General features: G+C 45.4%; 21 protein-coding genes and 1 pseudogene. 2 read left to right on the forward strand and 20 right to left on the reverse strand.

Annotated features, from left to right (window positions below):
• Window position 1: 1 nt before the first annotated feature.
• From ywfL to pta, 3 genes are all read right to left on the reverse strand, one after another.
• Window positions 2-847 carry an octanoyl-[GcvH]:protein N-octanoyltransferase gene (ywfL, locus tag MKX38_RS19250; RefSeq protein WP_003227511.1) on the reverse strand — a complete coding sequence of 282 codons (846 nt, stop codon included), beginning with the start codon at window positions 845-847 and terminating at the stop codon, window positions 2-4.
• A 48-nt stretch (window positions 848-895) separates the two neighbouring features.
• Window positions 896-1795: a cysJI operon transcriptional regulator CysL gene (gene cysL, locus MKX38_RS19255; RefSeq protein WP_038429805.1), complete on the reverse strand. Its 900-nt coding sequence runs from the start codon at window positions 1793-1795 to the stop codon at window positions 896-898.
• 145 nt (window positions 1796-1940) lie between these two features.
• Window positions 1941-2912, reverse strand: a complete 972-nt coding sequence (gene pta / locus MKX38_RS19260; protein ID WP_003235941.1) for a phosphate acetyltransferase — start codon at window positions 2910-2912, stop codon at window positions 1941-1943.
• Window positions 2913-3181: 269 nt separating this feature from the next.
• On the opposite strand from pta, the gene hemQ reads away from it, so the two are divergent.
• Both hemQ and bacG read left to right on the forward strand, forming a co-directional pair.
• Complete coding sequence (gene hemQ / locus MKX38_RS19265) at window positions 3182-3946, forward strand: hydrogen peroxide-dependent heme synthase (protein ID WP_003242896.1); 765 nt, start codon at window positions 3182-3184, stop codon at window positions 3944-3946.
• 131 nt (window positions 3947-4077) lie between these two features.
• Entirely contained in the window at window positions 4078-4857 is a 780-nt protein-coding gene (gene bacG / locus MKX38_RS19270) for an NADPH-dependent reductase BacG (protein WP_029726228.1), read from the forward strand.
• 14 nt (window positions 4858-4871) lie between these two features.
• Here bacG and bacF read toward each other — a convergent pair whose 3' ends face one another.
• The 17 genes and pseudogenes from bacF to MKX38_RS19355 form a co-directional block, all read right to left on the reverse strand.
• Window positions 4872-6071 carry a transaminase BacF gene (gene bacF / locus MKX38_RS19275; RefSeq protein ID WP_221777336.1) on the reverse strand — a complete coding sequence of 400 codons (1200 nt, stop codon included), beginning with the start codon at window positions 6069-6071 and terminating at the stop codon, window positions 4872-4874.
• Window positions 6072-7256, reverse strand: coding sequence for a bacilysin exporter BacE (bacE, locus tag MKX38_RS19280; protein ID WP_029726226.1), 1185 nt, complete (start codon window positions 7254-7256; stop codon window positions 6072-6074).
• Complete coding sequence (bacD, locus tag MKX38_RS19285; protein WP_024571622.1) at window positions 7253-8671, reverse strand: alanine--anticapsin ligase; 1419 nt, start codon at window positions 8669-8671, stop codon at window positions 7253-7255. Before bacD ends, bacE begins: the two co-directional genes overlap by 4 nt.
• An 18-nt stretch (window positions 8672-8689) precedes the next feature.
• Window positions 8690-9451, reverse strand: a complete 762-nt coding sequence (bacC, locus tag MKX38_RS19290; protein ID WP_162868954.1) for a dihydroanticapsin 7-dehydrogenase — start codon at window positions 9449-9451, stop codon at window positions 8690-8692.
• A 2-nt stretch (window positions 9452-9453) separates the two neighbouring features.
• A complete protein-coding gene (gene bacB, locus MKX38_RS19295; RefSeq protein ID WP_003244300.1) occupies window positions 9454-10161 on the reverse strand; it encodes a 3-((4R)-4-hydroxycyclohexa-1,5-dien-1-yl)-2-oxopropanoate isomerase in 708 nt (235 codons plus the stop codon).
• Complete coding sequence (bacA, locus tag MKX38_RS19300; RefSeq protein WP_009968341.1) at window positions 10151-10765, reverse strand: prephenate decarboxylase; 615 nt, start codon at window positions 10763-10765, stop codon at window positions 10151-10153. Before bacA ends, bacB begins: the two co-directional genes overlap by 11 nt.
• Before the next feature lie 151 nt (window positions 10766-10916).
• A complete protein-coding gene (locus MKX38_RS19305; RefSeq protein WP_038428001.1) occupies window positions 10917-12155 on the reverse strand; it encodes an MFS transporter in 1239 nt (412 codons plus the stop codon).
• A 209-nt stretch (window positions 12156-12364) separates the two neighbouring features.
• Window positions 12365-13777, reverse strand: coding sequence for an amino acid permease (locus MKX38_RS19310; protein WP_015250969.1), 1413 nt, complete (start codon window positions 13775-13777; stop codon window positions 12365-12367).
• A pseudogene (locus tag MKX38_RS19315) lies at window positions 13777-15475 on the reverse strand (M20/M25/M40 family metallo-hydrolase). The gene MKX38_RS19310 and the pseudogene MKX38_RS19315 overlap by 1 nt, the downstream one beginning before the upstream one ends.
• Before the next feature lie 73 nt (window positions 15476-15548).
• Window positions 15549-17096: an L-glutamate gamma-semialdehyde dehydrogenase gene (gene pruA / locus MKX38_RS19320; protein WP_031315430.1), complete on the reverse strand. Its 1548-nt coding sequence runs from the start codon at window positions 17094-17096 to the stop codon at window positions 15549-15551.
• 226 nt (window positions 17097-17322) lie between these two features.
• On the reverse strand, window positions 17323-18597 hold the full coding sequence (gene rocG, locus MKX38_RS19325) for a glutamate dehydrogenase (protein ID WP_003227482.1): 1275 nt from the start codon (window positions 18595-18597) through the stop codon (window positions 17323-17325).
• Between the two features lie 176 nt (window positions 18598-18773).
• The gene (gene bslB, locus MKX38_RS19330; RefSeq protein WP_032730318.1) at window positions 18774-19238 is read right to left on the reverse strand and encodes a biofilm surface layer hydrophobin BslB; all 465 of its coding nucleotides are present in this window, start codon (window positions 19236-19238) and stop codon (window positions 18774-18776) included.
• A gap of 323 nt (window positions 19239-19561) precedes the next feature.
• Complete coding sequence (locus MKX38_RS19335) at window positions 19562-20017, reverse strand: dTDP-4-dehydrorhamnose 3,5-epimerase family protein (protein ID WP_014481242.1); 456 nt, start codon at window positions 20015-20017, stop codon at window positions 19562-19564.
• Window positions 20010-20867, reverse strand: a complete 858-nt coding sequence (gene rfbD, locus MKX38_RS19340) for a dTDP-4-dehydrorhamnose reductase (RefSeq protein ID WP_273796352.1) — start codon at window positions 20865-20867, stop codon at window positions 20010-20012. The genes MKX38_RS19335 and rfbD overlap by 8 nt, the downstream gene beginning before the upstream one ends.
• 13 nt (window positions 20868-20880) lie before the next feature.
• The gene (gene rfbB / locus MKX38_RS19345) at window positions 20881-21828 is read right to left on the reverse strand and encodes a dTDP-glucose 4,6-dehydratase (RefSeq protein ID WP_015250964.1); all 948 of its coding nucleotides are present in this window, start codon (window positions 21826-21828) and stop codon (window positions 20881-20883) included.
• Entirely contained in the window at window positions 21828-22568 is a 741-nt protein-coding gene (locus tag MKX38_RS19350; RefSeq protein WP_014478328.1) for a sugar phosphate nucleotidyltransferase, read from the reverse strand. Before MKX38_RS19350 ends, rfbB begins: the two co-directional genes overlap by 1 nt.
• A 24-nt stretch (window positions 22569-22592) precedes the next feature.
• Complete coding sequence (locus MKX38_RS19355) at window positions 22593-23612, reverse strand: PseG/SpsG family protein (protein ID WP_339188074.1); 1020 nt, start codon at window positions 23610-23612, stop codon at window positions 22593-22595.
• Window positions 23613-23614 lie beyond the last annotated feature (2 nt).

Consider the following 23614-nt stretch of genomic DNA (forward strand, 5'->3'; position numbering starts at 1 on the left):
TTCACCCAAATACCTTTGCATTCCGCTCAGCCATCCGGACGAGGTTTTTCTCAAATTCCATTTCCTCATCAATGGACAGTCCAGCTGAATAAAGATGGGTGCTTAACGCTTTTAATTCCGTCAATAAAGCGAACATTAAGTCTTGTACGGAGATGTCTTTTTGCAGAAGCTCACTTAAGGACGCCATCGTTTCCGGACGTATTTCCGGATAGACGCCTTTTTTATCGTTTTGTTTGTCTTTCAGCGCCGCTTGATAGAATCGTCTGATCAAGTCGGCCCTTTCACTGCCGCTTTTATCCGCACAGAGATAAATTTGAACAGCGACTCCGCCGCGAACGCGTCTCTGAGAGATGCCGGCGAACTTTTTGCCATTTATACTGAGGTCATAGCTGCCGGGACAATAAGATCCTTCAATTTCATAGGCTTCGATCTTTGCGTTGTACGGTCTCAGCATTCGTCTCATCAGCTCGACCATCGCTTCATATCCTTTGTCTATATCGATGCCTTTCTTTTCGTCCTCGAATATGAGAGAGATATTTAAAACACCGTCATCCAATACGACGGCAAGACCGCCGGAATTGCGTACGATCACACGGTATCCTTCGCTCTCCAGCAAGGAGATACCATCCTGCAAAAACGGGAGGCGTGTATCCTGTATTCCAAGGACAATTGTATCGTGGTGCACCCATGAACGCGCTGTCGCCGGCGACACGCCTTTTCCGACGGACATGCACAGCGTATCATCCATTGCGAAGGATTGCTTCGCATCAAATAAAGGGCCGAGACTGGATTGGTCAATGACTCTCCATTTCGGCTGCATCAGTAAATCAATCGGTTGGTTTGCCATCTATGTAAAACCCTTTCATGTTAGGCTTATTGAACGAAAACTATTATATCATTTCAGCAGCTGTGATTGATAATTGCTTTTCAGCATCGCAAGAAAAATTTCTTTATTTTTTGTATTCTCCATGAGAGGAGAATGAATGTAAGACAGCTTGCGCTTTAACGAGAAATCTTTAATATGCAGAATTGAAATTTCGCGGTGGATCAAATCCTTATGCAGCACGCTTCTGGATAGAACCGAAAGTCCCATGCCGTTGATCACCGCTTCCTTTACACCTTGATTGCTGCTGATGGTGAACATTGATTTCGGCCGAAGTCCATTTGAACTGAGTACATGATCGAGATATTCTCTCGTCCCAGAGCCTTTCTCTCTTGTCACCCACGCTTCGTTCTGCAAATCGCTGATCGAAATCTCTTTCCGCCCGGCGAGCGGATGCTGATTTGGAGCGGCAATGCACATTTCATCCTCCATGAACGGTTCAATTTCCAGCTCATTCTCGTTTGTATGTCCTTCAATCAGCCCGATATCAGCCTGAAGCATACGCACACGCTCGCTGACCTCCTCTGTATTGCCAATCATGACATCGAGGTTCAGCTCTGGATACAGCTTTTGCAGCTGGGCCAATAGCGGCGGAAGAATATACTCACCGATTGTAAAGCTTGCAGCTATTTTCAATTCGCCCTTCACATAGTGATGATGCGCATAGATTTCAGCCTTGGCTTGTTCGTAGAGAAACACCATTTGCTTTGCTCTTTGATATAAAATGTCTCCTGTCGGCGTTGTCGTAAAGTGTTTTGGCGACCTGTTCAGAAGAGCCGTTTGAAATTCTTTCTCAAGATTTTTGATATGCAGACTGACGCTGGGCTGGGAGATCATCAGCTTTTCCGCCGCTTTTGTGAAGTTTTTTTCTTCTACCACCGCTATAAACGTTTTCAGCACGTCGTAATACAAAAACCCCACCCCTGTCATTAATGAAATATATGGTTATGATTAGTTTTCTTTATTGTACTCATATCATCCATCTTGGTAAAGAAGGCTATACGGAAGCGCAAAAAAGGCAGCCCTCGGTCGAGAGCTGCCATCGTCTTCATTTTTATTACAGTGCTTGCGCCGCTGTAATTAATGCGAGATTGTAAACATCTTCAGCGTTACATCCTCTTGAAAGGTCGTTTACAGGCATATTTAAACCTTGCAGGATTGGTCCTACCGCTTCAAAGTTGCCCAAACGCTGAGCGATTTTATAGCCGATGTTTCCTGCTTCAAGGCTTGGGAATACGAATACGTTAGCGTCCCCTTTGATCTCGGAATCCGGCGCTTTTTTCTCAGCTACAGATGGAACAAATGCAGCATCAAATTGGAATTCGCCGTCAAGTGTCAGTTCAGGCGCTTTTTCTTTCGCGATTTTCACTGCATCCGCTACTTTTTCTGTTTCATCAGATTTTGCTGAGCCTTTTGTAGAGAAGCTGAGCATTGCCACGCGAGGCTCAATGTCGAACATTTTTGCCGTATTGGCACTTTCGATCGCAATCTCGGCAAGGTCTTGGCTGTCAGGCGCAATGTTGATCGCGCAATCTGCGAATACGTATTGCTCTTCTCCGCGAGCCATGATGAACACGCCTGAAGTCTTTTTCACGCCTTCTTTTGTTTTGATGATTTGAAGAGCCGGGCGGACAGTGTCAGCTGTCGAGTGAGCAGCTCCGCTTACGAGTCCGTCTGCAAGGCCTTTATACACCAGCATTGTACCGAAGTAGTTCTCGTCTAATAACGCTTTGCGAGCCTGTTCTTCTGTCGCTTTGCCTTTGCGGCGTTCTACGAATGCTTGTACAAGGTCTTCCATGCCTTCATATGTATGAGGATCATAAATCTTAACGCCGTCCAGCGTAAGGTTCAATTCTTTTGCTTTTGCTTGGATCTCATTTTCATTGCCGATCACAATCGGATTCAGCACTTTGTTTCCTGCAAGCTTGCTGACCGCTTCTAAAATACGCTCGTCTAAGCCTTCAGGAAATACAATTTTAACGTCTTTTCCAGCTACTTTTTCTTGCACTGTTGAAAATAAATCTGCCACAATAAAACCTCCTCAAAAAGTTACAAAAACGCTTTCTTTTACTAGCATACTCTTCTTCCAATCAAATTCAAACAGCCAACTTCCATTATAGCGCTTTCATAAAAAAATCTTATTTTTCTAACTAATTTAAGTGACTCAATCTTCCCTTATAGGTTCTTCTATTTTGATGGAGTTATACGGAAGGGATGTTCAAGGTTTCTCCACAGTAGAATCGGATAAACTATGGTATAGTGAAGGCAATCATGAAAAGATAATGGGAGTGAAGATAAATGAGTGAACAGCAAATGACGAATGAAGCTGCAAAAACGCTTGACGGCTGGTATGCGCTTCATGATTTCCGCACAATGGATTGGGCTTCCTGGAAGCTTCTGTCCAGTGATGAGCGCCAATCTATCATACATGAATTCACTGGGTTGCTTGAAAAATGGGGCGTAGCCCAAAAAGAAGGAAAAGGATCGCAAACTCTTTACAGCATCGTCGGCCAAAAAGCTGATTTTATGCTGATGATCCTTCGTCCTACAATGGAAGAATTAAATCAAATTGAGCTTGAATTCAACAAATCAAGACTTGCTGAGTTCACCATTCCGGCATACTCCTACGTATCAGTGGTAGAGCTGAGCAACTACTTGGCAAGCGGTGACGGCGATCCTTATGAAAATCCGCATGTGCGCGCTCGCCTTTACCCTGAACTGCCGGAATCAAAATATGTATGCTTCTATCCAATGGATAAAAGAAGATCCGGCAACGACAACTGGTATATGCTTTCAATGGAAGAACGCAGAAACTTGATGAGAAGCCACGGTTTAATCGGCCGCAGCTATGCGGGCAAAGTCAAACAGATCATCACCGGCTCTGTCGGCTTTGACGATTACGAGTGGGGCGTTACATTATTCAGCGATGATGTCCTTCAATTCAAGAAGTTAGTGTATGAAATGCGTTTTGACGAAGTCAGCGCTCGCTATGGCGAATTTGGTTCATTCTTTGTCGGCAATCACCTTTCGCTTGATACACTTCCTCAATTCCTATATGTATAATATCCCCTCCCGCCCATCCGGCGGGAGTTTTTCAATCCTCCTTTATCAGAATTTAAATAAAATTTGCTATTTTCTTCGTTTTTTCTTACGATGTAGATAATAATCCAATTTTTTCAAAGGGGTGCAGTTATTTGTCAAAACGAACCGCATTTGTTATGGGAGCCAGTCAAGGGATCGGGAAAGCAATCGCTCTGAAATTAGCAGACCAGCATTTTTCCCTCGTCATTAATTCGCGAAATTTGGATAATATTGAATCTGTCAAAGAAGACATTTTGGCCAAGCATCCTGAGGCGAGCGTCATTGTCCTTGCGGGGGATATGTCTGACCGGCATACGAGAGCGGGCATTTTTCAGGAAATCGAATCTCAATGCGGACGGCTTGATGTTCTGATTAATAATATCCCGGGCGGCGCGCCTGATACATTTGATAACTGCAATATAGACGATATGACGGCCACGTTCACTCAAAAGACCGTTGCCTATATTGACGCTATCAAGCGTGCTTCCTCACTGATGAAACAAAACGAGTTTGGCAGAATCATCAACATTGTTGGAAATCTATGGAAAGAACCCGGCGCCAACATGTTCACAAACAGTATGATGAATGCCGCTTTAATTAACGCCAGTAAAAATATTTCCATCCAGCTTGCTCCTCACAACATTACTGTCAACTGTCTGAATCCTGGTTTTATCGCTACAGACCGTTATCATCAATTTGTGGAAAATGTGATGAAAAAGAACAGCATATCCAAACAGAAAGCAGAGGAACAGATTGCTTCCGGGATTCCGATGAAACGGGTCGGATCAGCCGAAGAAACCGCAGCGCTCGCCGCGTTTCTTGCCTCTGAGGAAGCCTCCTACATCACGGGACAGCAAATTTCCGCTGATGGCGGCAGCATGAAAAGCATATAAAAACATCCCGCTTTTTAGCGGGATGTTTCTTGTAATGACCCGAACGGCAGGTTCAGCTTTTGAATCCGCGTGACAAATTCCCGCAGATCCTCCTGCTTCGACACCATTGAGATTCTGACATGCCTTTTTCCGTTGCTTCCAAAAATTTCGCCCGGTGTGACTACGACATGGGCATGCTCCAGCAAGTAATCGGAAAATTGGTGAGATGTCTCAAACGTATTCGGAATTTCAGCCCATACGTAAAAAGTTCCTTTTGGCTTTTCCATCTTCCAGCCCAATTCCTTTTCGCAAAGCGCCGTAAAAAAGTCAATTCGTTCCTTATAAATTCGTTTCAACGATTCCGTATGCTCCGGATCTCCAGAAAGCGCCGCACTCGCTGCCTGCTGCAGCCCGCCGAACATGCCGACAAATACATGATCCTGAAATTCATTGACGGCCTGAATGATCTTTTCGTTCCCAACCGCAAACGCCATTCTCCAGCCGGCCATGTTAAATGTTTTTGAAAATGAATAAAGCTCTGCTCCGACAATTTTGGCATCCTCTGCCTCAAGAAAACTGGCCGGTTTTTGATCGAATTCAAACGCTCCGTATGCAAAATCATGAATCAAATGGATGTTATGCTCTTTCGCAAAAGCAGCAGCTCTTGCATAAAAAGCCGCATCAGCCACAGCTCCAGTGGGATTGTTCGGATAGTTTAAAAACATAAGCTTCGCTTTTTCCAGCACGGCTGGATCAATCTTTTCAAAATCCGGCAGATAGCCATTTTCTTCATACAGCGGCATTTCGTAAAGCTCAGCTCGCGCCATCGTAATCCCTGATAAATATTCAGGGTAGCCTGGATTCGGGACTAAAGCGATGTCTCCCGGATTGAGCAGGCATTGTGTCAGCACATACAAACCGGCTTTCCCGCCTCCGAAAAGCGCGACCTCCGTTTCAGGATTGATTGTCACGCCGTATTCTCTTTTATAGAACGCAGCGATCGCTTCCTTTAAAAAAGGATAGCCTCTGAATGGGCCGTATCCATGAAACGAAGGATTCAAGGACGCCTCCCGCAAAGCCTCCACAATATGCGGCGGAGTGGGAAGGTCAGGGTTCCCCTGTCCGAGATTAATGATATGGGCCCCCGTTTTTTCCAATTCCTTTACCTTTTGAAAAACGAGAGAAAACTCCTGCCTTGGAAGTGTCTTGATGACATCGGACGGTGTTATTTCCATCTAAAAGACTCCTTTTTGCTCCGTTTTGTTATCCCGTTCCAAAAACGATTTGTTGACGAGCTTCGTATGCAGAAACAAACCGCATACGATCACGACAATCAGCCCCATAATGACCGGAGCGCTTAGGATGTTAATGAACATTGAACCAATAGAAATGCATAATCCGATAGACGCTTCGGCCACTGAAAAAATGCGCCCTTGAATCTGGTTTGCCGCATTTTCCTGAACCTTCACTTTTGCAAGCACTTCCCCGTATTCCATCGCGATGAAAAAGAGGATCGCCGCGATGACAGAAACAGCGAAAATCGGCGTGAATAAAAACAGCGCCAGTGAGACAATGGATAAAACGGTAAAGTACGTAAGGCCTCTATTGTTGTTAAAGCCCCATTTGCTGACAAGCACCGCTCCGATAAAGCCGCCGAAGCCGATGCAGAACGTGAGAATAAAGTTGCCGATTTCCCCGTCACCCAGAAAGCGGCTGACAATCGGAAAATAGCTGTACACAACTCCCCACAGCAAAGCCATTGTAATCATCGTAAACATGGCGTTTAATACGAATGCATTGGTTTTGATTTCCTTGAGTCCTTCCTTAAAAGACTGAAAGGCCTCTTTAATGTTTTCAGATTGAATCGGCACAAATTGCAGTTTGATACGGCTGATGAAAAATGCCGAAACCAGGTATGTCACACCGTTAAAGGCAACAGCCAGCTCTACAGATCCGCCTAACAGAAAGAGCCCTCCGGCAGCGGCCCCGACGATAATGGAGATGGTTGTCGCTTTTGCAAATAACGTGTTGATGCTTTTAATATCTGATTCCAAGGACGACATGACAGCGAGACGGGCGGGATTAAAAAACACGCCGCTTCCATAAGAAATAAACAGCAGGGCCAGAAAAATCAGCGGATACTCGCCTTTTGGAAGAAATGTGAGCCCCAAAAAGATGATGCCTCTGATGATATCCGTCCACAGCATGATCTTAATTCTGTCTAACCGGTCGACCAGAACCCCCAAAAACGGCTGAAACACCATCGGAATGCTTCTGACCACGATGACCCCGGACGTCACCCAATAATCGTGATAATATGTAGACAAAATGAGCAGGGCAGGGAGAACACAATAGTCTCCCATGAACGATAGCGCCTGCCCGTAAAGCAAGTATTTAGAGTTGGGTTTCAGCTGTTTCATACTGGCAGCACATACTTTGCCGTCAGCTTTGCATGCTGCTGAATTTGTCTGATTGATTCAGCCACATCCTGTGAATTACTGCCTTTCAGTTCAAATGCAGCAATGGAATTGAAAGCTTCAAACAATGTCAAATCAACTGAAGTGCCTGGTGCTGCGGCCGAAAAAGAAACGATTTCAGTATCCCCTTTTAAAAGCCCGTCAGGCAGATCGATCGCTTCAATGACCAAATCCTCAGCAGTTTCTGGAATCTGGCCATTTTGTTTGAAATGCTGCGGGTACAAATGGCAGTCGGCGACATAGTAAGGCTCTTGATCCAATAATCCGTCAGGCAGATCGGCGTCTTTTCCGAAACAGAGGACATCTAATAATAATTGCGCCATATCAAGGCCGAAAACCTTTTTAATGTTAGGAATCATATTCCAGCCGGCAAATCTGGCTGCTGATTCTATTAAACCCGGTTCTCTGTTTTTCATTAGCTTGATCTCTGTATGTGTTGCGCAATTTTGCAGGCCAAGCCCTTCATTTGCCTTTTTGGCAGCTTCGACAATTTTCTTTTTTGCCTCTTCATCCAGAATGGACGGCGTAATGTGGGATGTCTCTGTAAACCCGATTTGCGGCGTTTTATCATGAATGGCGATCGGGAAATACTCACCGTCAGCCATGATGCCTTCTATACTGATATAGTCGGAGTACCCTTCTGTTTGATACCAGTCTCCGTACTCACCCTGTAAAAATTCTTCAGCGATAAACGGCGCTTCAAACGTAACCGCCTTTGGCACGTTAATTGATTTCAGATAGTCATTGACTCTGTTAAATTCATCTTCTGCCGTCTCAGTGTCCGTAATCAGCGTTACACCGATAGAACTCGCTAAGTATGTAGGCTTTAAGATAAGAGGTGTGCCGATCTCTTCAAGAGCAGCACGGAAATCTTCAAGAGTTGTGACTCGTTTGTTTTTGATCGATTTGACTCCGGCCTTATTAAAAGCGTCCCTCATTTTATTTTTATCTCTGGCATTTTCGGCTGCCTGCACGCCGGCACCTCTCAGGCCCAAACGTTCACAGGCTTTCGCCATCGGAGCAATGAATAATTCATTGTTTGTTGTGATGGCATCCGCCCCAAACATTTCGGCAACCTTGACGATTTGCTCGACGACCTCTTCCTCAGGCTTGTCATGATCCTCATGCGCCCAATAAATGGAATCAGGATGCTCAAAATCAGCTAAACTCTTAAAATAGTCTTTATCTTTTATGACCGCGACCGAGTATTTTTCAATCAATGCTGCATGGGAGGCTGTAATTGCAAAAGGTCTTGGAATAAAGCTGACCAGGTTATATTTTTCAGCAGCGCTTTTATAAAACATGTGCGGCGGGCAGCCTCCAAGATCAGCGATGACCAATACTGTTTTTCTCTCCATATGTAAAACACTCCTTCTCTATTGTGCGGTGTATCCTCCGTCTGCGGTGATGGCGCTTCCGGTCATATAGCTTGATAAATCCGAGGCTAAAAACAGCATCACGTTTGCGATTTCTTCAGGTTTCCCAAGCCTCAGCAGCGGATTTACCTTCGCCTTTTCTTTTTTGATCTCTTCAAGTGTGCCTTCATTATTTTCAAGGAATGATTTTTCATTCAGTGGTGTGTCGATGATCCCTGGGCATACGCAGTTCACGCGAATTTGATGCTTCGCATAATCAACGGCCATTGATTTAGTCAGCTGCAAAACCCCGCCTTTGCTGGCGTTATAAGCAGGAATATCAGGCCATGCCACGAGTCCGCCGACAGAGCACGTATTAATGATGTTGCCCTTGCCGGCGGCCAGCATATGCTTGAGTGCATGTTTGCTCATTAAAAACATGCCGGTCAAATTGACTTGCAGCACCTTGTTCCAATCGCTGAGCTCCATCTCGTGAATAGGCGCCACGATTTCGATGCCTGCATTATTAATCAAGACATCGAGCCCGCCAAATGTATGAACCGCCGATTCAACTGCGTGCTGGCAGGCAGCTTCGTCTGTGATGTCCGTTTGCACAAAGTGCAGCCTGTCATTATTTTCTTTTCGTACCATTGCTTCTCCCTGCGCTTCATCAATATCCGCCACAACCACATTGGCCTGCTGGCCCAAAAAAGCCTGAACCGCAGCATAACCAATGCCTGATGCGCCTCCTGTTATGAGGACGGTTTTATCGGTGAGTTTCATGATCATTCATCCGCCTTCATTTTTTTTGCTTTTGCCCTGTTATAGCGCGGCGGGAAGAAGATATTAATCGATTTTGATTCTTTTTCTGAACGGTTGATGGCACCATGATCTTCGCGAGGCTCACAGAAATAGGCTGTGCCGAATTTCATCTCGACTGTGCAGCCTTCGACCGTCATGTCATAGCCGCCGCCGATGCAGATGCCTATTTGTTCATTCCGATGTTTATGGAAAGGCATTTCTCCGCCATTTCCAGGGATTTTGGCAAGCATAATTTCTACCCAATCCTCAACAAAGAACGTGACTTCCATGCCCGGCAGCAGGTCTCTTGTTTTGAAAATATCCAAAAAGTAGTCCTCAGGACTTGTATATGTTTCATCAGCTTTCAGCCGCTTGATATCAATAGCAATCACTTCTTGGTCTGTGTCGTTTCTTGCCCCGTGAGGCACATGCGGCGGCGCGATATAGGCAGATTCCAAGGCTGTCATTTTTCTTGTCACATCTCCGACAGTCATCATCAGCTCGCCAGAAACGACCATGCCGATTTGGACCTCCTTATGCTGATGGGGTTCAACATTGGTATGCGGCGGGACGTAAGACATTAATACTTCAGTATCCCCTCGTACGGTTGAATACTGCCTCACTCCGTTTTCCCATTCAATTAATTTCGGTGTCGGGAAATAAAGCTCCTGCATATCTTCTTTAGTTTTCATCATCAACGTCTCCTTTTCCAAATAATGACCAGCTCATTGGAATGCTTTTGAATGTTTTTACAAAGGTTAGCCCGTACTTTTGCCGTGCAAGCTCATTGGTTAAGGCAATGTCATACAAACCTTCTTTTACTTTTCTTGCGGCTTGACTGGTTGAATTGACTAGTTTGAAACGAACATCTTTGCGGGTAAAATATTTTATTAAATTAATAGGTGAAGGATGTGAAACAATAACAGATGTATCAAGCATATCGTCTCTGAATTCAAAATCAGGACGAACAGCCAGGCCGTACATCGGTGTATCGCACCTGAAGATCTGCAATAGCTGCAAATCCGGCCTCATGTAGAAATGCTTAATGCCATCGTAAGCATGTGGGACGATGGTATATTCCAGCGGGCTTTGGAGCGTCCTTTCGATGCACGATTCAAAAGTATCATGCAAGGACAATTTACTGTTCAGCCCTTGTAGAAGAGTAAAATTGGAAATGAAATGCTTTGCTGCGTACTCACTGCTTGTCCCCTCAGGGCCGAGCGTGTTGACTGTAATGAGTTTGGATAGTGAATCAGTTCTTTTTTTTGTCTGAATGCTATTATCCAATATAATCATGAGCACCAACCAATCTTTTAAAATTTTAAGTAAATTTTATCCAGCGGCAATTGAACTGTCAATGTTTTTTGAAAATATTGATAATTATTCCCATACAAACAAAAAAACCCTTTATAAAGGGTTTTTAATTATAGGAATTTAGAAACTTTGTTTATTGAGATAAGGACTGATCGGCCTTCTGCTCAAGTTTGCCGTACTTTTTATATGCGAATACACTGAGCACAAATCCGAGGACTGTGATGGCGGCACAAATCAATCCGACAGCTGCATAGCCGTATGCTACATATACGGGTCCCATTAAAGCAGAACCTAATGTCACGGCCAGATTCGAGGCGAGGCTGTAAAACACCATGACTTTTCCGCGATGACGCTCTGAACAGTCACTCAAAATGGTGCTGAGCAGCGTCACCGTCAAACTTTGCATTAATCCCCAAATAAATAGGCTGGCGATTAACAGAAACATTGACTCCGGCGCATATGGTAAACACGCCAGCAGAACACTGATGACCCCCAGCGCAATCAAAAGGGAGCGCATTTTTCCGATGCGGTCGGCTATCTTTCCTGTAATCACACTCATGGAAAACCCGATTCCGTAAATCATGATAAATAAGCCCGCAGCCGTGTTTCCTCCGGTAAAAACGTCCTGAAGATAGGTGCCTAGAAAGGAATACATACCGTAAAAACCAATCATATTACAAAAGGTTATCATGATATAAACAGGTACACGAGGGACTTTCAGTGCATCCCGGAATGTTCCTGCCGGCTCTTCTATTTCTTCCTTGCCGCTGTTTTTATGTTGGGCATGGCGGCGCATTTCAAGGAGAATCAGCAGGACAACTAAAACGCCCATCAAGGCGAAAATCCAAAACGTCCATCTCCAATGCAGGACGCCGCCGATAAATGATCCGAGCGGCACTCCGAAAATCAGCGCCAGCGACCAGCTTGAAACGATCAGTCCCATCACCTTGCCCCGGTATGTATAAGGAACACGATCACCGACAACTGCGTAAGCGGTCGGAACAAACGCTCCCGCAGCCAATCCCGAAAGCGCCCGGCCTAAAAAGAAGAAAAAAATATTTTGAGCCAAAGCGCATATCACCGTTCCTATGATAAAAATCATAAGCCCGGCCAATAAGCTCAGTTCTCTGGAGTATTTATCGCCTAATGGAACCAAAAGCGGCGCACCGATAAAAATCATAATGCCGTAAATACTGATAGATAACGCAAGGACGCTGACATCTGAGTTGAAGGCTTTTGCTAAATCCGGCAGCAGCGGTGAGATCACAAGCTCTTCAGATCCGGCTGCAAATACCCCCATCGTTAAAGCCAGTGCCAACAATAACGGAAAATGATGTTTTGTTTTGATGTCATTGTTTTGATTGCTGTTCATTCTTTCTCAAACACCTCTTCCATAATCTTCTTATCATAAAGTTGTATTATAGTTTAGCATTGTTTTTTCTCTATTTACAATTCGAACGAAATATTTATAAGTTTTATTATTTTCATTTAAATCCCATTATATATTTCTATATTTCATTCTAAAAATACATGAGGATGTAACACGTAAAAAAAGCTCTCCGGCCTCCCGGAGAGCTTTTTCTATTGCGCCTCTGTCTGCTTTTTTTCAATCGGTTCATGATTTATACGCTTTTTGATGCTTAGATGATAGTATGCATAACAGAAAATAATGATCGGCACACCGCAGTATAAGCCAATTCTTTGATCCGGAATGAAAATAAGGCTGATCAACACGCAGCCATATAAACAGAATCCGAGAATCGGGACTAGCGGATAAAGCGGCGTTCTGAACTCCAGATCATTCACATTTCCGCCTTCTGCCAGGAAACGTCTGCGAAAGAAAAATTGCGACGCACAAATGGACATCCATGCGACAACTGTGACCATGCCCGAGATTGAGATACACCATAAATACACTGTTTCTGCGGCCATGACACTTGTCAGCAGCGAACAGCCTGAAATGCCTAGCGTAATCAGCAGGGCATTCATCGGCACGCCTTTTTTTGTCAGTCTGGTGAGAAAGGATGGACCCATTTGATTTGATGAAAGTGACCACATCATACGCGACGCCGCATACAACCCCGAATTAGCAACAGATAAAATGGCTGTTAAGATGACAAAGTTCATGATATCTGCCGAAAATGGGATGCCGATTTGATCGAGTACCGCTACAAATGGGCTTTCAATCACCCCCGCCGTTTTGTACGGAAGGATGGCAACCAAGACGAACATAGCGAGCACAAAGAAAAACAGCGTGCGCCAAATGACATTTCGAATGGACTTTGGCAGTGTTTTTTCCGGGCTTTCACTTTCCCCTGCCGCAATGCCGACAAGCTCCGTTCCCTGGAACGAGAAGTTCACCATGACCAGCGTAAACATAACGGCCAGCACCCCATTAGGGAAAAGTCCTCTATCAGTCATAAAGTTAGACAAAAAGGGTGTCTCCTGTCCGCCTTTAAAGTCAATCAAGCCAAACACAGCGGCTCCGCCAATCACAATAAATAATATGATCGCCGCCACTTTGATGCTTGAAAACCAAAATTCCATTTCTGCAAAGCTTCTGACAGAGAGCGCATTAATCAAAAAGATGACGATGCCGAACACGAGGCACCATATCCAGATCGGAACGGAGGGCAGCCACCTTTGCATCAAAATGCCTGCTGACGTCAGCTCTAACCCCACTGTATTCGCCCAGCTGAACCAATACAGCCAGCCAATCATAAAGCCTGTCGACGGTCCCAGAAATTTAGTGGCGTAGGCCTGAAACGATCCGGCCACCGGCATGGCAACAGCCAATTCTCCTAAACAAAGCATGACGAGATACATTAAAAATCCGCCGATGATATAAGCGGCAATGGCGCCGAGCGGTCCCGCCTGGCTAATGGTAAAGCCAGAGCCTAGAAACAGCCCAGTGCCAATCACCCCTCCCAAAGCAATCATAAACAAATGCCTGCTTTTCATGCTGCGCTGCAATTCATTTTTATGATTCTGCATCATCCTTCCCCCTTTGGTTCTTTTGCCGTGATGGTCATCCGGTAGCTTTGCAAAAGATGAACGGTGGTTTGCTGTATGAGGAGAGGCAATACATGAAATGTGTACGGTTTATAGACTCGTTCTGTCCATTTATGGCCGTCTTTTCCGTACACGCCCATATTAATGGATGGAATATTCAGCTTGCGTATGTCTTTGAACGGAATGGTCCCAATCATATTCCACCCAGGGAAGTTCCTGATAAAAGAATCAATTTCGCCATCGGTTTCGTGCAGTGATAAAAAACTGCCGTCTGCCAAGTAGGGGAAAAACTTTTTGAAGACAAATGTTTCGCCTGTCGATTCAGCGGTTTTGTCAGCCGCTTCTTTTATCACATGCTGCAAAAGCTGATCTCTTGCGCTATCTTCTTTCAAATAGTTATGCGGCAGGTAAGGAGGTGCGTAAAATAGAATGACTTTTGCGCCTTGATCGGGGTCAAGCTTTTGAAGCTCTTCGATTGCCTGAAAGCATCTCATGCGAAGTTCAAGGTGCTCGTTGGCTTTGAATGTCTGCTCGATACACTGCTCGGGATCTATCCCCCGGTTTCTCAGCTTTTCTAAGTATTGCTCCAGGCTATACACTTGAATGCCCCATGATAAATGTTTCTTTGGCAGGTTGGCTCTTTTTGCATATTCTTCATAATAATCTGATAATTTTTGTTCTGTCTCCCGGCATGCTTCCTCAGTGACTTCAATAAGCAAATCCATCATTTCTTTTGCTGTTCTTTCATAAATAAAACAATTGAAGTACAAGCTGGTGCTGACAGCCGTTTGCACATTATAGGATTCCTTGTTATCACGCTGATACAAACAGGATGGGGGCAGAACCAACTCCCCTTCAACCTTTTCTGCCAGATGGATGTTATTGTGGAGACGGCTTGTGATTTCAGATGAAATGAAATTTGGGTCAATTCCTGCCAGTGTATCGCCAACATGGACTTCACGCCCGTAAATGTAAAAGCAAAAGCAGTTTTCCCGCGGCTCCGGTATAGATATATCTTGTCTGATCACCATCGTAAAGCGGGGTAATAAAATCCGTATTAATAGCAGCCAAATAGTGAAGCTGTTTTTCTTTTTTTAACCGGTTCAGCTCTGAAATGCTGGCGAGAATGCCCGAATGCTGGCTCTCCTCATCGGGATTGGCCATAAACAATACATTTCCCGGCAACGTCTCAAGGTTCTCCGAAAAATGCAGGAGATTGGCTAAATGCACGGCGATGCCGCTTTGCATATCAACAGATCCTCTTCCGAACATCCAATCGCCTGATTTGGCATCCCGCTGAACATCCTGATCGAACTCATAGCGGCTGAAATACTCGGCCAATTTCTCACAATCAAAAGCGATATCCTTTAAAGGGCCGAAATCTTCAATTCCAACTGTATCCAGATGGGCATGGTAAATGACTGTATTTCGGCTTTCTCCATGTCCTTTAATAAACGCAAAAATATTTTTGCGATTGTATGGGTCATTGGGAATGGCCTGTTCCCACACATGACTGGGGTTTTCCTGAAAATAAGGATAGCTCGTGATCACTTCTTTGATGAAATCTGCTTTTGTCCCTTCTCCAACGGTGCCGTTCACACTGCTGAGGCTGACCAGAGATGCTGTCAGCGCCTCCACTCTTTCAGCCGGATTCATGTGACTGATTTTTGTATACTGCATAAATTGTCCTCCTGATCAAAAAGTTGAAATCGTGCGATCCGCTAAAGAATCGCACGATTTTATTTCTCTCAAATCAAAAAGCTTCGGACGTTGTTTTGGCTTGCATATGAAGAATTAAGTAATCGGGACCGCCTGCTTTTGAGTCTGTTCCTGACATATTAAAACCGCCGAACGGCTGATAGCCGACAATTGCTCCGGTACATCCTCTGTTAAAATATAGGTTTCCGACATGGAAATCCTCGCGCGCCCGTTCAATGTGCGCACGGTTTTTCGTCAGAAGCGCACCTGTTAATCCGTATTCCGTGTTATTGGCAATCTCCAGCATATGATCGAAATCACGCGCTTTGCAAATCGCAACAACCGGGCCGAAAATTTCTTCCTGCATCAAGCGGGCGTTTTCATCAACATCTGCAAAGATCGTCGGCTGAATAAAGTAGCCTTTTGAATCATCGCCTTCTCCGCCGGCCAATAGCTTGCCTTCAGATTTGCCGATTTCAATGTATTTCATCACTTTGTTGTAGGATGCTTCATGAATCACGGGACCCATATACGTATCAGGATCTTCTGGATTGCCGACAGTCAGCGTTTTGGTCAGCGCCACAGCTTTTTCCACCACATCATCATAAACATCCTGATGGATGACCGCGCGGGAGCCCGCAGAACACTTCTGTCCTGAATATCCAAATGCTGAGTACACGATAGAGGATGCAGCAAGGTCAAGATCAGCGTCCTTGTCGACAAGCACTGTGTCTTTTCCGCCCATCTCAGCAATTACCCGTTTGAGCCATTTTTGGCCCGGCTGCACTTTGGCGGCTCGCTCATAAATCCGGCAGCCGACTGCACGGGAACCTGTAAATGAGACAAACCGTGTTTTCGGATGCTCAACTAAGAAGTCACCGATCTCCGCTCCATCTCCCGGAATGTAATTCAGAACGCCGTTTGGCAGACCCGCTTCCTCCATGACCTCGACAAATTTTGCTGCCACTACCGGGGCTGCGTCAGCCGGTTTTAAGAGAATCGTATTTCCTGTCACAATCGCTGCCGCCGCTGTTCCCGCCATAATCGCGAGCGGGAAGTTAAATGGAGAAATGACGATGCCGACGCCAAGCGCTTCGTAATGATATTGATTGAACTCGCCAGCACGGCTCTTCACCGGAGCCCCTTCCTTGAGCTTTAACATTTGGCGCGCGTAGAACTCTAAAAAGTCTATCGCTTCAGCCGTGTCCGCATCTGCTTCCTTCCACGGTTTTCCCGCTTCCTTCACAAGATAGCTTGAAAATTCATGCTTTCTTCTGCGCAAAATAGCCGCTGCCTTAAAGAGAATATTCGCGCGGTGCTCCGGTCTTTGTTTTTTCCAGGAATCAAATGCCTGCAATGCGGCTTGCATCGCTTTTTCAGCAAGCTCTTGATCCGCTGTAGACGCGTACCCAATGATCTCTTCTTTATTTGCCGGGTTAATAGAAATGATTTTGCGGTCCGTTTCAATTTTTTCTCCATTTATGACAAGCGGATAATGCTTGCCGAGCTGAGTGTTTACAAAGGCCAATGACTCCCCAAATGCAGTTTTATTCTTTGCTTCCGTAAAATCGGTAAATGGTTCGTGCGCGTATGTGACTGTCATATGTAGTCCCCCTCGTGTTATGAAATATATCTTCGCATATGAATAAAAATGCAAGAATCATGCCATTTTCTTGTCTTTTGCTGAAAAAACTTGTTGAATCGAACAGAAATTTGTCTAACAGGTGATCACCTTTCTCTTTTTCCGATCTTGAACGCAAATTTATTTTGCGATTTTTGCTCTTTACGCAAAAAACAAATGCAAAATTATTTTGCGGAGGCTTCTCAAATTAGACCCATCCGCGGAATCGCGATGCTTCTGCCGATTTTCTGATGCCCGTCATGTAAGCCGCCAAACGCATATCCACTTTATGTGTTGCCGCTGTTTGATAAATTGTTTCGAACGAGCTGACCATGACGCTTCTCAGTTTTTCTGCAACCTCTTCTTCCGACCAATAATATCCTTGGTTGTTTTGCACCCATTCAAAATAAGAAACCGTGACGCCGCCGGCACTCGCCAGGATATCCGGCACAAGCAGCACGCCTCTTTCATTCAGGATCTTAGTGGCATCAATGGTTGTCGGGCCGTTCGCCGCTTCAACGACGATTGACGCCTGAATGTTATGTGCGTTTTTGGCTGTGATTTGATTGGAGATCGCGGCAGGCACTAAAATATCGCAATCCTTTTCAAGCAGCTCCTCATTTGTGATGACGTCAGTAAATAAATTGGTGACCATACCGAAGCTGTCCCGTTTATCGAGCAAATAAGGGATATCAAGGCCGTCTGGGTTGTAGAGCCCGCCATTGGCATCAGAAATCCCGATCACCTTCGCGCCCGCATCGTGCATGAATTTGGCCAGGAAGCTACCCGCGTTTCCAAAGCCCTGTATGATGATGCGCGCGTTTTGCAGCTTGATCCCTTTTTTCTTCACCGCCTCTTCAATACAAATCGTGACGCCCTGTGCCGTCGCTGTTTCCCGTCCTTGCGATCCTCCCAAAACAAGCGGTTTACCTGTAATAAAGCCCGGAGAATCGAATTCCCGCAGCCGGCTGTACTCATCCATCATCCACGCCATAATCTGCGAATTGGTGTACACATCGGGAGCTGGAATATCCTTTGTCGGACCGACGATCTGGCTGATGGCACGGACATACCCCCTGCTCAGCCTTTCCAGTTCTCCAAATGACATTGTCCGCGGATCACAAATAATACCGCCCTTCCCGCCGCCGTAAGGAAGATTGGCAATCCCGCATTTGAGCGTCATCCAAATGGATAATGCCTTTACTTCCTCTTCATTAACTTCTGGATGGAAGCGAACGCCCCCCTTTGTCGGACCGACAGCATCATTGTGCTGTGACCGGTAGCCTGTGAACACTTTGACGCTCCCATTGTCCATTTTGACCGGAATGCGGACAGTGAGCATTCTCTGCGGCTCTTTCATGAGTTCATACATATCTCCCGGATAACCCAGCTTCCGAAGGGCTTCCTTAATGATTGTTTGGGTAGACAGAAATAAGTTAAGAGCTTCTTTTTCTTCATCTTTCGAGACTTGCTTTGCTGACATCTTTTTCACCTCATTGTTTTTTTGGCCGGCTGTAATGTAAGCGCTTTAAAAAATCAGCCCGCCAAATCCTTTCTTCATTGGATTCACCCTTATCATCATGCAAGATCCGTACCAGCTTTTGAATCCACAAAAAAAGAGACTGAAAACATCTCAGTCTCTGACTACAAATCTATCGATTAACGGGGATCAATCACCAGCTGCGTTTCAGCATAAAAACTGCCGATTCCCAAACCGTTTACTACATCGCCTTTAATCGTGTAAGTGCCTGCGCGAGGAAGAGTTTTACGCACCATGACAAGGTCAAATTCGGATGCGCCTAACAAATCAAGCGTAAGCGGGAGTCTGACTGTTTTTCCATCGTTTAAAATCTGTGTTTCTTTCAGTGTTCTTCCATTCACTGAATCTCTTGTCGTAGCATGAAACCCGTCAGGAAATTGAAATTCTACCGCTCCAAGAGAAAGCACCGCATTTGGTTTATATGTCACTTCAATATCAGAAGTGGTCCACTCTTTCGTGCTGTTAATTGTTTTTGCCTCGATTAATGCAGACTGTGCATGAGCTTGGCCCGAAGGAAGTAAGATTGATAGTAAAACAGCTGAACTGATGAATAATGAAGATACGAATGAAGTTCTTTTTAGCATGACATTTCCCCCTAAATGATTGTTGAAATTTGGCCAGAGCGTCCTCTGCAGAAAAAGCGCTTTTTCATAATTCGCGAATTACCAGTTCTTTTTCTTAAAAATTAATCTATCATCATTTTCCATGGAAGTAAATGTTTTTTAAGGAATATTAACACTTGGAATTCAATGAGAATTTCTTCCTGTTTATACAAGGTTCAAATGGACGATTTCCCTCTCTTTTTCTAGTAACATCCGCCTGACATTTTATATCTTTTATCCTATTTTAAAAAAGGGCAAAAAAAGTCGAAGATGCCTCTGCTCTTCGATTGATCACGTTCCTATTTTTATCTGAATTCAGTGTTCCAGTTAAAACCGATCGTCTCATCATTCCACGGAATTCTTTTCTCATCAGGCTGATCTGGGTTATACGACATGGTGGTAAAATAGATAATTGTCAGCGGCGTCTCTCCCAGCACTCTATATCCGTGAGCCACCCCTTTTGGGATTAATAACAGCATCGGATTGTCTTCGCCCATATAATAGACGTCCGTTTCTCCTTTTGTCTTTGAATCCTCTCGAAGATCGTATAGGACAACCTGAGCGTGGCCGGTTGGGAAGAACCAGAGATCATCCTGCTTCTCATGATAATGAAATGCCTTAATCACACCCGGATAGCTTTTCGACCAAGAGGCCTGCCCAAAATGCTCAAGGAGATTCTCATCGTCCCGGACCAGCTCAGCAAAAAAGCCTCTGTCATCGCTATGCTTCATCAATTTTTTCACCTTGACTCCATCAATCACACGCACTGCTCCTTTCCTGCAAATACTCTCGTAACGCTTCCCGCCAGTGGCGGGGGCGGATGCCGGCTTCTTCAATAGCCCGATGGCTCAGCACAGAGTATGCCGGGCGGGGCGTTTTGTTCCCGTATTCCTCTGTCGTTACAGGCAAAATGGCTGTTTCCAGCCCGCTTTCGCTTTCTTCCATAATTGCCGTCGCAAACTCATACCAGCTGCATATGCCTGAATTGCTGACATGATAGATGCCCGGCGGATGGCTGAACAGCTTGATGACCGCTTCTGCTAAATCCTTCGTATAAGTCGGCGAACCAATTTGATCGCTGACAACCCGAAGCTCTTGTTTCGTTTCAGCAAGCTTCAGCATGGTTTCAACGAAATTACTGCCGCCATGTCCGTACACCCACGATGTTCTGATGATCGTGCTGTCTTTTGTCGTTAATCGTATCAGTTCTTCTCCGAGCCTTTTGCTTTTGCCATAAATGGTTTTCGGATCGAGGGGATCGTCTTCCCTATATGGCTGGGTTCCTTTCCCATTGAATACATAGTCCGTGCTGATATGAACATATTGAGCTCCGATGCGGGTTGACTCAAGCGCTGTATAATAAGCGCCGATTCCGTTAATCAAGTACGCTTTATCAAGCTCTTTCTCGCATTGATCAACCGACGTAAACGCGGCGCTATTGACCACGATATCCGGCTGATAATGGCCAAACGAATGCCGTACTGAGCGCTGGTCAGCAATGTTCATCATCTTCTTTGTTAACGCAATGACCTCATATCCGGCTTGCTTCAGCTGGCGGCATAGTTCCAAGCCAAGCTGTCCTCCCGCCCCAGTTACCAATACCTTTGTCAATCAGATCACCTTCTCATCGGTCATTGTCTGTATACCACTGAATCGTACGCGCAATGCCTTCTTCAAACGTCACTTCCTGCCGCCAGCCCAGTTCATTTTTCAGCTTTGATGCATTGATCGCATAGCGCCGGTCATGCCCTTTTCGGTCTTCCACGTGGGCGAACAATTCCTCACAGCCCAGATGTTTCAAAATGACACTCGCCAGCTCTTTATTCGTGCGTTCATTTCCGCCGCCGATGTTATACACCTCGCCGTCGTTTCCTTTTTCTAAAATCAGTTTGATTGCGCGGCAATGATCCTCCGCAAACAGCCAGTCTCGGATCTGGAGTCCATCGCCATACAGCGGAACAGGCAGGCCCTGCTTCGCATGACGGATAATCGTCGGAATCATTTTTTCGCTGTGCTGATAAGGTCCGTAATTGTTGCTGCATCGTGTAATGATGGCCGGAAGCTTGTGGGTTTTCACATAAGACAACACGAGCAAATCTGAGCTTGCTTTGCTGGCTGAGTATGGGTTATTAGGAGAAAGCGGCGTCGTTTCTGTAAACGCGGGATCATCCGCTTTTAAATCCCCGTACACCTCATCTGTTGAAATATGAATCAGCTTCTTGGCTTTTCCTTTCAAGACCGCTTCCGCCAATCGGTATGTCCCCATGACATTTGTGGTGATAAACGGCTCCGCTTGGGAAATGCTTCTGTCCACATGCGATTCTGCTGCGAAGTGAATGACGCCGTCGTAGGTCTCGTCAAACGCCCGGTCGATATCCTCCTGAACGCTGATGTCCCCTTTTACAAAGCGAAAACGGCTGTTTTGCTGTAATTTTTCCATTTCCTCCGGGTGGCTGGCGTACGTCAGTTTATCTAAAACGGTAATGCGCGCATCCGTTTCCCTCAGCATGAGCTTTGTAAACGTGAGCCCGATGAAGCCGGCCCCGCCTGTAATTAAATATGATTTTGCCATCACTTTTCGTCCTGTCCTTTCCGTAGAGCCTGGTGTACAAGCTGGGAAGCGAGATAAAGCGATTCGTGAGTTCCGGCATCTACCCACCAGCCTGATAACACATCATACGTAAGCTGGCTGTTTTCGATGTATAGATTATTCACATCGGTGATTTCCAGCTCGCCGCGCTTTGATGGTGATATTTGTTCAATATATGAAAACACCTCTGCATCATACATATAAATGCCGGTAACACAAAGGTTGGTCGGTGGCTGTTCGGGCTTTTCGATGATGGAACGAATCCGCTTGTTTTTCTCATCAATCTCAGCAATCCCGAAACGTTCCGGGTCATCAACTTCTTTCAGAAGCACTTTTGCTCCTTTCCCCTGCTGTTCAAAGCGTTCTGTATAAGGCTTTAATGAATCTTCAAATATATTATCACCTAATAATAAAATGAAAGACTCTTTTTTCGTAAAGCGCTTTGCATAAGACAGCCCATCCGAAATGCCCGATGCTGCCGGCTGTACTTGATAAGTGATAGTAACGCCAAGCTCTTCCCCGTTCCCAAGCAGTTTGTAAAATTGCGGCATATGCTCCTTTTGGCTGATGAGTAAAATGTCTTTTATTCCGGCTTCCTCCAGCTTCATAATCGACCAGTATATCATCGGATACGGGCCTACAGGAAGCAAATGCTTGTTGACGGCTTTCGTTAAGGGCATAAGGCGTGAGCCGTTTCCTCCGGCTAAAATAACACCTTTCACATTAACACTTCCTTACATGCATTTTTATATCTCTTGTTCATATAAATCTTGAAGAATAGCTGTTACCCGCATAATGCCTTTGCCATCCACGAGCGGCCTTCCTCCCTTGTGCAAAGAAAGGCGAAGAGGATAGCTGCTCATAATGCGCGACATCTGATAGATGAGTGTTTCATCCGGTACAAGCTCACCTAAGCCAAGATCAAGAGCGGCGCCTTGGTCAGCAATTGTTTTGGCTGTAGCCGTTTGATGCTCAACCTGAGAAAGAACAAGGCACGGCACGCCGATGCAAATGGCTTCATATAGAGAGATGCCGCCGGCGACAATGGCTGCGTCCGCTTGTTTCATCAAACCTGCCATATCATTTGTCTGTTCGATCATCTTGTACTGCGGCTTCTTTTCGATCCGCTTTCGGACTGCCTCTTGATGCGGTGAAGCGCTCCCCATCACAAACATTATGTTTTTGTCTTTTATGTCGGGGACTTGATCAGCGGCAGCCAGCACTTTAAAAATAAGCTGCTTCGGATCACTTCCTCCTAATGCAACAAGGATATTGCGACAGTCTTTCTTAAGTGTGTAATCCTCTCTTGCGGCCTGAAAGGCGGGGTGAAGAATAAGATAGTCCGGACCTTCATAGATGCGTGTGTTTCCCTGAACGTACACCCTGCTTCTGATGTCACCGTAAATTCCGTTAATGACTGCGTCACTATATTGAATTGATTTACCGTTTTTCTCTTCAAAAAGAACAATTTTCGCATCTGTCTCCGTCTTTATTTTCTTTAACAGCTCTGCAGGCGCGCCTAGAATATCAAACAAAAGCAAATCAAGCTTCTTGCTTTTTATTTCCCGGAGAATAAATTCGTGCTGCTGCAGCTCCGGCTTTACGATGACACGCCAATGCTCTTCATGAAGAAACGCTTCAGACTCCTGATTCGTATAAAACGTAATCAAGCATCGCTGTTTGAGCCCCTCCGCAAGTCTCTTCATGCGGACAACATGGCCCATTCCCTTTTCATAGCCGCCGTCTGCGAAGATCCCAACATGCATGG

The sequence above is a fragment of the Bacillus sp. FSL M8-0025 genome, from assembly GCF_037975475.1.
GTDB lineage: Bacteria > Bacillota > Bacilli > Bacillales > Bacillaceae > Bacillus > Bacillus subtilis.